9 protein-coding genes are annotated in these 12667 nt (G+C 69.0%); 6 read left to right on the top strand and 3 right to left on the bottom strand.

Going from position 1 to position 12667, the window contains the following annotated elements:
• Nucleotides 1-111 precede the first annotated feature (111 nt).
• Together ACT541_RS16970 and ACT541_RS16965 are read right to left on the bottom strand one after the other, a co-directional pair.
• A complete protein-coding gene (locus ACT541_RS16970) occupies nucleotides 112-1707 on the bottom strand; it encodes an OpgD/OpgG family glucan biosynthesis protein (RefSeq protein WP_476138284.1) in 1596 nt (531 codons plus the stop codon).
• Between the two features lie 158 nt (nucleotides 1708-1865).
• Complete coding sequence (locus ACT541_RS16965; RefSeq protein WP_476138283.1) at nucleotides 1866-4106, bottom strand: heavy metal translocating P-type ATPase; 2241 nt, start codon at nucleotides 4104-4106, stop codon at nucleotides 1866-1868.
• 184 nt (nucleotides 4107-4290) lie between these two features.
• On the opposite strand from ACT541_RS16965, the gene ACT541_RS16960 reads away from it, so the two are divergent.
• Nucleotides 4291-5004 (top strand): GNAT family N-acetyltransferase, encoded by a 714-nt coding sequence (locus ACT541_RS16960; protein ID WP_476138282.1) that lies wholly within the window; start codon nucleotides 4291-4293, stop codon nucleotides 5002-5004.
• Nucleotides 5005-5251: 247 nt separating this feature from the next.
• On the opposite strand, the gene ACT541_RS16955 is transcribed toward ACT541_RS16960, so the two are convergent.
• Nucleotides 5252-6010, bottom strand: coding sequence for a gamma-glutamyl-gamma-aminobutyrate hydrolase family protein (locus ACT541_RS16955; protein ID WP_476138281.1), 759 nt, complete (start codon nucleotides 6008-6010; stop codon nucleotides 5252-5254).
• Nucleotides 6011-6256: 246 nt separating this feature from the next.
• On the opposite strand from ACT541_RS16955, the gene ACT541_RS16950 reads away from it, so the two are divergent.
• The 5 genes from ACT541_RS16950 to ACT541_RS16930 all read left to right on the top strand — a co-directional run bounded on the left by ACT541_RS16950 (nucleotide 6257) and on the right by ACT541_RS16930 (nucleotide 12659).
• Nucleotides 6257-6799: a TRAP transporter small permease subunit gene (locus ACT541_RS16950; RefSeq protein ID WP_476138280.1), complete on the top strand. Its 543-nt coding sequence runs from the start codon at nucleotides 6257-6259 to the stop codon at nucleotides 6797-6799.
• A 1-nt stretch (nucleotide 6800) separates the two neighbouring features.
• Entirely contained in the window at nucleotides 6801-8390 is a 1590-nt protein-coding gene (locus ACT541_RS16945; RefSeq protein ID WP_476138279.1) for a TRAP transporter large permease, read from the top strand.
• A gap of 528 nt (nucleotides 8391-8918) precedes the next feature.
• The gene (locus ACT541_RS16940) at nucleotides 8919-10898 is read left to right on the top strand and encodes an AMP-binding protein (protein ID WP_476138278.1); all 1980 of its coding nucleotides are present in this window, start codon (nucleotides 8919-8921) and stop codon (nucleotides 10896-10898) included.
• Nucleotides 10895-11689: an ABC transporter ATP-binding protein gene (locus tag ACT541_RS16935; protein ID WP_476138277.1), complete on the top strand. Its 795-nt coding sequence runs from the start codon at nucleotides 10895-10897 to the stop codon at nucleotides 11687-11689. The genes ACT541_RS16940 and ACT541_RS16935 overlap by 4 nt, the downstream gene beginning before the upstream one ends.
• A gap of 13 nt (nucleotides 11690-11702) precedes the next feature.
• Nucleotides 11703-12659, top strand: a complete 957-nt coding sequence (locus tag ACT541_RS16930; RefSeq protein WP_476138276.1) for a branched-chain amino acid ABC transporter permease — start codon at nucleotides 11703-11705, stop codon at nucleotides 12657-12659.
• Nucleotides 12660-12667 lie beyond the last annotated feature (8 nt).

Here is a 12667-nt window from a genome sequence, read left to right as displayed (position 1 = left end):
GAAAGTCCGCCGCAAGATCCCGCCGCCACCGGGGAAGGGAGAATTTTCGCGCGATCCGAAAACGAAGAAGGGCGCCCGAAGGCGCCCTCGTCGTCGGCTCGGCCGTCGGCCTCACCAGGTCTTCTGCGGGTGCAGCTTGAACATCCAGGTCTCGGTCAGCGCCGTCTCGCCGTCGCGCAGATAGGCGCGGATGTCGACCGGATCCGGCCCCTCGGCCTTGATGTCGAACTGCAGGCGCCAGGCGTCGTTCCAGGTCGTGGTCTCGAGGAAGACCGACGAGATCTCGCCGCGCGACGGCGTGATCACCGCCTCCGGCTTCTTGGTCTTGTCGTCGCGCGGGAAGGCCGCGAGCGCCGTGCCGCCGGTGAACTCGACGACGATGCGCTTGATCTCCGGCGGGTTGGCGCGGGTGTAGGGGAAGCCGCCGCGGCCGATCCGCGTCGCGCTGGCGCGCGCCAGATCCGGACGCTCCGGCTCGTCGGCGTTCCAGTACATGCGATAGCGGAAGTCGAGCTCCTGGCCCGCCTTGATCGGCTGCTTGGGCACCCAGAAACAGCCGATGTTGTCGAAGTCCTCGTGATCGGTCGGGAACTCGACGAGATGGAAGGCGCCCTGCCCCCAGCCGCCGACCGGCTCGATCCACAGCGACGGCCGCCGCTCGTAGTTGAGGTAGCGGTCCATGTAGGCCTTGGGGTCGCGCTGGCGCTGCATCAGGCCGAAACCACGCGGATTGTCGTCGACGAAGGCCGAGGTCGACGGCCCCGGCGGGTTGACCAGCGGCCGCCAGATGCGCTCGCCGGCACCCGTCCACATCGCCAGACCGTCGCTGTCGTGCGCGCCCTCGCGCCACTCGAGCTGATAGCTCTTGTCGTAGTTGGAGAACCAGTACATCGACGTCATCGGCGAGATGCCGAGCTTGCCGATGTCCTTGCGGATGAACAGGCTGCACTCGACGTCGATGATCACGCCCTCGGAGCGGCGGATGGTGAACTTGTAGGCGCCGGTGATCGACGGACCGTCGAGCAGCGCGTAGACGACCAGCGGCTGGGTCTCCGCGCTCGCCGGCTGCAGGTAGAACTCGGTGAAGTCGGGGAACTCCTCCGCCTTCGGGCTCGCCGTGTCGATGGCGACGCCGCGCGCCGACAGGCCGTATTCGCCGAGCGAGCCGATGGCGCGGAAATAGGACGCACCGAGGAAGGCACACCAGTCCTTCTTCTGCCAGTCCGGCCGCGACTTGGCCTCGCGGATCTGGAAGCCGGCGAAACCGGTGTCCTCCGGCAGCTTCTGCGCCGGGCTGTCGTCCGGCATGTCGAAGTACTCGGGCTCGTAGAGCACCTCGGCCGCCTTGTCGCCCTCGACCGCATGCATCTTGATGGTCTTGGGGAAGTACTTGCCGACGGGGAAGAACGTCACCGGGTAGACGCCCTTCTCGTCGGAGAACATGGCGTGATCGGGCCGGAACTTGATCTTGCCGTGCTGCTCGTAGCCGATCTGGTCGACGATCTCGGGCGCCGGCTTGCGCGGCGGCATGTAGGCCTTGGCCGCGAGCTTGCGCGCCCGGTCGGCGAGCGCCGCGAAGGAGAAGGGCTTGGCCGGGCCGAACTTCAGCTGTGCGGCTTCCGCCGGGCCGGTGGCCCCGAGGAGGCTCGCGACCGACGTGGCGAGGGCGGCGGAGAGGATATCACGGCGAGAAAGGTCGGCGCTCATCGAGGGTCCCGAGGATGCGAGGGAATGACCGAAACGAAGCGTGCCGAGGCTCGGCACCGCCTTCATTTAGTCTGCGCCATCAGCCACTGCAATCCGGCGGAATCGCGACGCTGCCCCACCCGCGACGATCGCCCGCCCGTTCATGCACGTTCGACGGGTCATGCTCGCGGCTTCCACCGCGTCAGCGTCAGCGCGTTGGTGACCACCGTGACCGAGCTCAGCGCCATCGCCGCGCCCGCGAGCGCCGGCGTGAGATGGCCGGTCGCCGCCAGCGGCACGCCGACGACGTTGTAGAAGAAGGCCCAGAACAGGTTCTGGCGGATCTTCGCCCAGGTCGCCCGCGCGATCTCCAGCGCTGCCGGCACGAGGCGCGGATCGGAGCGCATCAGCGTGATGCCCGCCGTCTCCATCGCCACGTCGGCGCCCGAGCCCATGGCGATGCCGACGTCGGCGGCGGCGAGCGCCGGCGCGTCGTTGATGCCGTCACCGACCATCGCCACCACCAGCTGCGACCGACGCAGCAGTTCGACCGCCTCGACCTTGCCGGCCGGCAGTACCTGCGCCCGGACGACGTCGATGCCGACCGCCTGCGCCACGGCATGGGCCGGCGCGCGGGCATCGCCGGTGACCAGCTGGGTCGAGATGCGGTCGGCGGCGAGCCGGTCGATCGCCGGTTTCGCCGTGTCGCGCAGCGGGTCGGCGAGTGCGACGAGGCCGAGCGCCTCCTGGTCGCGCGCCACCACCACCACGGTCTTGGCCTCGAGCGACAACCGCCGCGCCTCGATCTCGAAGAGGCGGAGATCGACGTCGAGTTCGCCCATCAGCCGGGAATTGCCGATCGCCACCCGACGGCCCTCGACCGTCGCCGTGACGCCGCGGCCGACCTCGGCGCGGAAGTCGGTCGCCAGCGGCAGGGAGAGCTCGCGCGCCTCCGCCGCCGCCACGAAGGCCTTGGCGAGGGGGTGTTCGCTCGTCGCCTGCACCGCCGCGGCGAGCCGCAGCATCTCGTCGCCCGAACCGCCGAGGACGAAGACGTCGGTGACCGCGGGGCGGCCTTCGGTCAGCGTGCCGGTCTTGTCGAAGACGACGCAATCGACGGCATGGGCCCGCTCCAGCGCCTCGATGTCGCGGATCAGGATGCCGGCCCGCGCCGCCGCGCCCGTGCCGGCGACCAGCGCCGTCGGCGTGGCGAGCCCGAGCGCGCAGGGGCAGGCGATGACCAGCACGGCGACGGCCGGCACCAGCGCCGCCTCGAAGTCGGCGCCGATCAGCCACCACGCCGCGAAGGTCGCGAGCGCGATGGCGACGATCGCCGGTACGAAGACGGCGGCGATGCGGTCGACCAGCCGCTGCACCGGCGCCTTGGCAATCTGCGCCTGTTCCACCAGGTGGGCGATGCGGGCGACGGTCGTGTCCTCGCCCGCCGCCGTGACGGCGACGGTGAGCGCGCCGGCACCGTTGATCGTGCCGGCGACGACCCTGTCGCCGATCTGTTTGGTGACCGGCATGCTCTCGCCGGTGACGAGGCTCTCGTCGAGTTCCGACGCGCCTTCCGCGACCGTGCCGTCGGCGGCGACCCGTTCGCCCGGCTTCACCAGGATGCGATCGCCGCGCCTGAGGAGATCGGCGGAGACCGTCTCCTGCGTACCGTCGGCGGCGATCCGGACGGCGACGTCGGGGCGCAGCTGCATCAGCTTGGCGACCGCCGCGCTCGCCGAGCGCTTGGCCCGCGCCTCGAGCAGCTTGCCGAGGAGAATGAGGGTGAGGACCGTCGCCGAACCCTCGAAATAGAGATGCGGTCCGGCATGCTCGCCGTGCTGGATCATCGCCCAGACCGAGAAGCCCCAGGCGGCCGTGGTGCCGAGCGCCACCAGCACGTCCATGTTGGCGGCGAGCCCGCGCAGCGACTTCCACGCCCCGACGTAGAAGCGTCGACCGGCGACGAACTGCACCGGCGTGGCGAGCGCCAGCTGCATCCACGGCGCCAGCCAATGGCCATGCGCGCCCCAGGCCATCGGCACCATGGCGACGAGGAAGGGCGCGGTCAGCACCGCGGCGAAGACGAAGAGGCGGAAGGAACGCTTCTCCTCCTCGGCACGCGCCGCTTCCGCCGCTGCGAGCGCGGCGCGGCGGGCGGCGATGGCGGTGTCGCGCGGTCGCGCGCCGAAGCCGGCGCGCTCGATCGCCTCGACGATCGTGTCGGCGGCGACGCCGGGGGCCACCACCTCCGCCGTCTCCAGCGCCAGATTGACGATTGCCCGTTCGACGCCGGGGGTGCGGCCGAGCACTTTCTCGATGCGGGCGGAGCAGGCGGCGCAGGTCATGCCGGTGACGTCGAGCACGATCGGCTCGGCAGTCGGTTCGTCGGCGAGGGCACGTCTGGCGGCGACTTGGTTCATGGGCGCCGACTTTGCCCCTTTCGCGTCGCCGGGTCGAGAGGGCACGTCTCGCTTCGTCGTTCGGCGTCGTCACATCCGTGTCAGCGCGGATGACCGTTGATCTCATCCCGCGCCGACGCCTAAGGTCGCGGGGTGAACGAGGAAACGTCGCCGTCGTCGACGTGACGGACAGGAGAGCCACCGGATGGCCGGAACACGCGAGGAACGCCCCATCGGACCGATCGTCGAGGGATGGAGCGAAAGGGCCCGCCCGGTGCGCGCCACCATCGTCGGAACCTGGGGGCGGCTCGAGCCGCTGAGCGCCGCCAAGCACGGCGCCGACCTGTGGGCCGCGGTGAAGGGCCACGATTCGGTCTGGACCTACATGTCCTACGGACCCTTCCCGGACGAGGCCGCCTTCCTCGCCTGGCTCTCGGGCCGCGAGGAACTGACCGATCCGCTGGCCTATGCGGTCGTCGACGCCGCCTCCGGCAAGGCGCTCGGCGTGCTGACGCTGATGGAGATCCGCCCCGCCAACGGCGCGATCGAGATCGGCCACATCTTCTTCTCGCCGGTGCTGCAGAAGACCCGCGCGGCGACGGAAGCGATCTATCTCGCCATGCGTCACGCCTTCGACGACCTCGGCTATCGCCGCTTCGAATGGAAGTGCGATGCGCTGAACGCCCCGTCGCGCACCGCCGCGATCCGCTTCGGCTTCACCTTCGAGGGCATCTTCCGCCGTCACATGGTGATCAAGAACCGCAACCGCGACACCGCCTGGTACTCGATCGTCGACGCCGAATGGCCGACGGTGAAGGCCGGCTTCGCGGCCTGGCTGAAGCCGGAGAACTTCGACGCCGAGGGCCACCAGAAGGCGCCGCTCGCCAATCTCCGGCCGAAGGCGGCCCACGCCCACTGAGGCGGGGCGATCCGGAAAATCGAAGGCCGGGCGCGAGCCCGGCCTTTTCGTTTGATGCCGCATTCCAAACAGCCGAGGAGGCGGTCCATCTGTTCGGCTTCACCCCGAGGTGCCCGATCGCGAGGTCGGGCCTCGAAGGGCGAAGCCACGACGGGCCGTGCCTCTCGGTCCTTCGCCCTTCGAGGCTCGCTCGCGCTCGCACCTCAGGATGAAGGACCTCCACCGAGGGTCGTCACGGGTCCGCGTTTCACTTGCCCCGCGCCGCGGCCCTCGCCCGGATCGCGTCGCCGAAGGCGGCGAAGAGCTTGGCCGAGGGCGCGTCCGAGCGCACCCAGTATTCGGGATGCCACTGGACGCCGACCGCGAAGGCCTTCGCGTCGCGCACGCTCACCGCCTCGATCGTGCCGTCCGGCGCCGTCGCCTCGATGGCGAGACGATCGGACAGCCGCGCCAGCCCCTGACGGTGCAGCGAGTTCACCTCGACCGTGTCGGACTGGAGGATGCGGCCGATGCAGCCTTCGGCCACCACGTGGACCGGATGGCGGATGGCGAAGCGCTCGTCCCAGTCGGCGACGTCGGGGGCGCGATGGTCCATCCGACCCTCGAAGGTCTGGATCTCGGTCGCGAGCGTGCCGCCGAGCGCGACGTTCAGTTCCTGATAGCCGCGGCAGATGGCGAAGAGCGGCACGCCCTTCTCCAGCGCCCGGCGGATCAGCGGCAGGCTGGTGGCGTCGCGCGCCGTGTCGTAGGGCTCGTGCGCCGGCGTCGGTTCCTCGCCGTAGAGGCTCGGGTGGACGTTGGAACGCGAGCCCGTCAGCACCACGCCGTCCATCCGGTCGAGCACCGCGTCGAGATCGATCGCGGCACCGAGCGCCGGCAGCAGGACGGGCACCGCGCCCGCCCCGGCGAGCGTGCCCTCGATGTAGGGCGCCGGCGTCATGTGCCAGGCGAGACCGTCGATGACCTTGTGGTCGCAGGTGAGCAGGACGAGCGGCGTCGCGGTCATGGCTTCTCCCGAATTGGCGGCGTCGAGGGCCGTTCCCACCGCGGCACCGTGCCGTCGGTCGGAGCCCGCCTCTCGAGCGGTCGTCCGGCAGATATGCCACGCCATGCAGGAAACGACCAGATCGCATCCCTTCGTCGCATGGCTCCCTTGCCGGGAATGCTCGACCCGAGGGATCTCAGTGTTTAAGAAGGCCCGGAACCGGCACGCGCGGATCTCGCGGGCGGGCCGGCGACGGGGCAACGAGACATGGACAAGTTGGCAGACGCCATCGACGCGCTCAACCGGACCATCGGGCGGGTCGTCGCCTGGGGCACCCTGGTGATGGGCATTCTCCAGTTCGCGATGGTCATCACGCGCTATGTCTTCGGCATCGGCTCGGTCTGGGTGCAGGAGGCGATCGCCTACGTCTTCGCGACCCTGTTCATGTTCGGCGCCGCCGCGGCGCTGCTCTCCGACGGCCACGTCCGCGTCGACATGTGGTATCGCGAGGCCGGCCCCAAGGCCAAGGCGGCGGTCAACCTGATCGGCACCTTCGTCTTCCTCTGGCCGGTGACGATCCTGATCCTGTGGACCGCCTGGCCCTACGTCTCGGCCTCGTTCCGCATCCTCGAAGGCTCGCGCGAGACCTCGGGCATCCCCTTCGTCTATCTCCTCAAGGCCGAGATCCTCGCCTTCGCGGCACTGCTGACGCTGCAGGGCCTGTCGACGGTCATCCGCTCGATCCTGGTCCTGACCGGCCGGGCCAAACATGTCGAAGTCCGCTCCGCGGCGCTGGGCGGAGGCCACTGACATGCACGCCGTGGCACAGATCCTCGACATCGCGATGTTCGTCGTCGCCTGTCTCTTCATTCTCGGCGGCTTCCCGGTCGCCTTCACGCTCGCCGGCACGGCACTGATCTTCGCCGCACTCGGCTGGACCTTCGGCGTCTTCAACCCGACGTTCCTCTCGGCCATCCCCCAGCGCATCTACGGGGTGATGACCAACGCCATCCTGATCGCCATCCCGCTCTTCATCTTCAAGGGCGTGATGCTGGAGAAGTCCAAGGTGGCGATCCTCTTGATCGAGACCATGGGTCGTCTCTTCGGCCGGGTGCGCGGCGGTCTCGGCTATTCGGTGACGATCGTCGGCGCGCTGCTCGCCGCCTCGACCGGCATGGTCGGCGCCACCGTGGTGATGATGGGCCTGCTGGCGCTGCCGACCATGCTGCGCTGGGGCTACGACACGCGGCTCGCCACCGGCTCGATCGCCGCCGCCGGCACGCTCGGCCAGATCCTGCCGCCGGCCATCGTGCTGGTGGTGCTCGGCGACGTCATGGCCAACGCCTATCAGAAGGCCCAGACCGACCTCGGCAACTTCGCCCCCGACACGGTCTCGGTGCCCGATCTCTTCGCCGGCGCGCTGGTCCCCGGCCTGGTGCTCTCCGGCCTCTACATCGTCTATCAGGCGGTGGTGGCGATCGTCTCGCCCGAGAAGTCGCCGGCCGCCCCGCCGGAACTCGGCCGCGTCACCGTCTCCGAGGTGATGAACGCCCTCGTCCCGCCGATCGCGCTGATCCTCTGCGTCCTCGGCTCGATCCTCGCCGGCATCGCCACGCCGTCGGAAGCGGCCTCCGTCGGCGCCGTCGGCACCATCCTGCTCGCCGGCCAGCGCCTGTCACCCAAGTGGCGGCCGCTGTTCCTCGCCGGCTGGGCGGCGCTGGCGATCCTGGTGGCGCTCGCCTGGAAGGTCGACATGCGGCTCGGCCGCAACACGGTCTCCGGCCTCCAGCTCACCGCCACGATCGCCGCCGCGGCGCTGACGCTGCTGCTGATCGCCTCGATCGCCGTGGCGACCTGGATCACCTTCCGCGAGAACGTCCTCGTGCCGGTGATGCGCGCCACCATGGAGATCACCGCCATGGTCTTCGCCATCGTCATCGGCGCGGCGTTCTTCTCGCTGATCTTCCGCGGCCTCGGCGGCGAAGAGCTCGTCTCGCGCTATCTGACCTCGCTGCCCGGCGGCGCGCTCGGGGCGACCGCCGTCGTCATGCTGGCGATGTTCGTCCTCGGCTTCTTCGTCGACTACATCGAGATCTGCTACATCGTCGTGCCGATCGCCGCGCCGGTGCTCCTGAAGATGACCATGCCCGACGGCTCGCCGATGAGCCCGGTGTGGCTCGGCGTGCTGATGGGCGTCAACCTGCAGACCTCGTTCATGCACCCGCCCTTCGGCGTGGCGCTGTTCTATCTGCGCGGCGTCGCCCCGTCGTCGGTGAAGACCTCCGACATCTACTGGGGCATCATCCCCTTCGTCGGCATCCAGCTCGGCATGCTCGGCGTGCTGTGGCAGTGGCCGCATCTGGCGACCTGGCTGCCGAACCTGCTCTACGGCGGCCACTGAACGACACGCCGCGACGCCGCGATGGCCCTTTCGGGCATCGCGGCGAACGCGCGTTCGCTTCCGGACGCCGAAACGTCGAACGGCGTCGACGCCCCTCGTCGAACCGCACCCTTCCGCCCGTCCGGTTGCCCGCCGATCGGCGGGCCGCGCGCCGCACGGAGACGATTCGCACGGCGGTCGGCGCGCGCGCCGGCACCGTCCCGTCCCGACACCGCGCTCCGCCGCGGAATTCCACGCCCGCCGGCCGTCGCACCGCCGACCGCCCGGCTTGCGCCGCAGCATTTCCGCCTTCCCGCGACGGCGCCTTCGAAACCGTCCGTCGCCACGGCGCGGACGGCGTCCGCCATCCCGCACCGCATCATTAGACATGCATTCTACATGCGTCGATGACGTGCGGAATTTCGCTCTCCACGACTATGGGACGACTTGCATCCGGGGCAATTTTCGGTTTTCATCCGATTTAATCGAACGATCGAGCGCCGCCGGTGACGGATGAGAATGGCTCGACGACGAGGGGAGAAGACGCTCATGGCGACGGCGGGAGAGACCCGTTCCGGCGAACGGGACACGTTTCCCAAGATTCTGCTCTGGAATGCCGCGCATCGCCGTGACCGTCCGGCGATGCGCGAGAAGGATTTCGGCATCTGGCAGACCTGGACCTGGGGCGACGTCGCCGACGAGGTCCGCGACTTCGCGCTGGGCCTGCGCACGCTCGGCTTCGAGCCCGGCGACAAGGTCGCCATCGTCGGTGCCAACCGCCCCCGCCTCTACTGGACCTTCGCCGCCGTGCAGTCGCTCGGCGGCGTGCCGGTGCCGGTCTACAAGGACAGCGTCGCCGACGAGATGGCCTATGTGCTGGAGCACGCCGAGGTCGCCTTCGCCGTCACCGAGGATCAGGAGCAGACCGACAAGGTCCTCTCCGTCTCCGACCGCCTGCCGGCGCTGCGCCACGTCGTCTTCGACGATCCCCGCGGCCTGCGCGACTACGAACGCGGCCGGCTGCACGCCTTCGAGGACGTCTCGGCGGCCGGCCGGGCGGCACTGACCAGGGAGCCGGCACTGCTCGCCGGCTGGCAGGAGGGCATCGCCCTCGGCCGCGGCAGCGATCTCGCGGTGATGCTCTACACCTCGGGCACCACCGGCAAGCCCAAGGGGGTGATGCTCTCCTTCGACAACGTGCTGATCTCGGCCCGGAACGGCATCACCTTCGATCACCTGGACGAGACCGAGGAGGTCGTCGCCTATCTGCCGATCGCCTGGGTCGGCGACCACATCTTCTCCTACGCCCAGTCGCTGATCGCCGGCTTCTGCGTCTCCTGCCCCGAGAGCGCCGAGACGACCGACGACGACCGCCGCGAGATCGGCCCGACCTACGTCTTCGCCCCGCCGCGCGTCTACGAATCCATGCTCACCCGCACCCATGTCCGCATGCAGGACGCGGGAAAGCTCAAGCAGAAGATGTTCGAGCACTTCCTCGCCGTCGCCGACCGGGTCGGCGAGGCGATCCTCGACGGCAAGCCGGTCTCGCTGAAGGACCGGCTCGCCTACGCGCTCGGCGAGTTCCTGGTCTACGGCCCGCTCAAGAACCGTTACGGCTTCTCGCGCACCCGCGTCGCCTATACCGCCGGCGAGGCGATCGGGCCGGAGATCTTCCGCTATTTCCGCTCGCTCGGCATCAACCTGAAGCAGCTCTACGGCCAGACGGAAGCCGCCGTCTACGTGACGATGCAGCCCGACGCCGAGATCCGTGCCGATACCGTCGGTGTGCCGGCCCCCGACGTGGAGATCAGGATCTCCGACACCGGCGAGGTGCTCTATCGCAGCCCCGGCGTCTTCGTCGGCTACTACAAGAACGACGCCGCGACCGCCGAGACCAAGACGCCCGACGGCTGGGTCCGCTCCGGCGACGCCGGCTTCGTCGACGCGACCGGCCACCTCAAGATCATCGACCGCGCCAAGGACGTCGGCCGCCTCGCCGACGGCACGCTCTTCGCGCCGAAATACATCGAGAACAAGCTCAAGTTCTTCGCCGACATCAAGGAGGCGGTGGCCTTCGGTCAGGACAGGGACTGCGTCGGCGTCTTCGTCAACATCGACCTCGGGTCGGTCGGCGCCTGGGCGGAGCGCAACGACGTCACCTACGCCAGCTATCAGGAACTCGCCGGCCACCCGCGCGTCTACGAGCGCATCCGCGCCTGCGTCGACCGCGTCAACCGCGACCTCGCGGCCGAGCCGATGATGGCCGGCGCGCAGATCCGCCGCTTCCTGATCCTGCACAAGGAACTCGACGCCGACGACGGCGAGCTGACCCGCACCCAGAAGGTCCGCCGCTCCTTCATCGCCGATCGCTACGCCCCCCTCGTCGAGGCGCTGTGGGACGGCACCGAGCGCAAGCACGTCGTCACCGAGATCGCCTTCGAAGACGGCCGCAAGGGCACGATCACCGGCGACGTCGCGATCGAGACCATGCCGATCTACCCGACCGCCGCCAAGGAGGCCGCAGAATGACGGCACTCACCCCCATCGAGAAGGGTCGCCAGATCCTCGCCGTGGAGAACATCTCGCTCTCCTTCGGCGGCGTGAAGGCCCTCACCGACGTCTCCTTCGACATCGTCGCCGGCGAGATCCGCGCCATCATCGGCCCGAACGGCGCCGGCAAGACGTCGATGCTCAACGTCATCAACGGCTTCTACCACCCGCAGATCGGCCGCGTGGTCCATCGCGGCGAGGCCCGCACGGGGCGCAAGCCGCACGAGGCGGCGCGCCGCGGCATCGGCCGCACCTTCCAGAACGTCGCGCTCTTCAAGGGCCTGTCGACGCTCGACAACATCATGGCCGGCCGCACGCTGAAGATGACGCGCGGCTTCTTCTGGCAGTGCCTGCGCTTCGGCCCGGCGCTGAACGAGGAGATCGACCACCGCAAGAAGGTCGAGGAGATCATCGACTTCCTCGAGATCCAGCACATCCGCAAGACCCCCGTCGGCAAGCTGCCCTACGGCCTCAAGAAGCGAGTCGAGCTCGGCCGCGCGCTGGCGCAGGAGCCCGAGCTGCTGCTGCTCGACGAGCCGATGGCCGGCATGAACCTCGAGGAGAAGGAGGACATGAGCCGCTTCATCCTCGACATCCGCGAGACCTTCGGCACCACGATCGCCCTGATCGAGCACGACATGGGCGTCGTCATGGATCTCTCCGACCGCGTCGTGGTGCTCGAATACGGCCGCAAGATCGCCGACGGCACCCCCGACGCGGTGCAGAACGATCCGACCGTCATCGACGCCTATCTCGGCCGCCCGCACTGAGGAGAACGCATCCATGGATCTCCTCGCCTCGATCTTCGTCGACCCCTTCCTGAGGATGGCGACCAACCCGACCTTCCTGACGCAGGTCGTCTGGGAGGGCTTCGTCTCGGGCATCCTCTACGCCCTCGTCGCCCTCGGCTTCGTGCTGATCTACAAGGCCTCGGGCGTCTTCAACTTCGCTCAGGGAATCATGGTGGTCTTCGCCGCCCTGACGCTGGTCGGCCTCGCCGAGAAGGGCATGCCGGCCTGGATCGCCCTCGCCTTCACCGTCGCGGTGATGCTGGTGCTGGCGATCGGCATCGAGAAGCTGGTGCTGAGACCCCTGGTCAACCAGCCCGACATCATCCTCCTGATGGCGACGATCGGCCTGACGCGCTTCCTCGTCGGCCTCGGCGAGATGGTCTTCGGCGGCGAGCCCAAGGTGATGATCACCGAGGCACTCGGCATCCCGACCGACGTGCTGCGCTTCCCACTCTTCGGCCGCAACCTCGTGATGAAGGAGATCGACATCACCGCCGCCGTGGTGGCGATGCTGATGGTCGGCTTCCTCGCGGTGTTCTTCGCCAAGACCAAGATCGGCCGGGCGCTGCGCGCCGTCGCCGACGACCATCAGGCGGCGCTCTCGGTCGGCATCAGCCTCGAGCGCATCTGGGTGATCGTGTGGTTCGCCGCCGGCTGCGTCGCGCTCGTCACCGGCATCATGTGGGGCGCGCGCTCCCAGGTGTCGTTCGACCTCGAGATCATCGCGCTGAAGGCGTTGCCGGTGCTGATCCTCGGCGGCTTCACCTCGGTGCCCGGCGCCATCGTCGGCGGCCTGATGATCGGCATCGGCGAGAAGGTCGGCGAGATCTACTGGGGCCGTCTCTTCGGCGGCGGCATCGAGAGCTGGCTCGCCTATCTCATCGCCCTCGCCTTCCTGCTGTTCCGGCCGCAGGGCCTGTTCGGCGAGAAGATCATCGAACGCGTCTGACGGAGAAC

The organism is Pinisolibacter sp. DMC100 (assembly GCF_056313705.1).
This window is presented reverse-complemented; position numbering and strand designations above follow the sequence as displayed.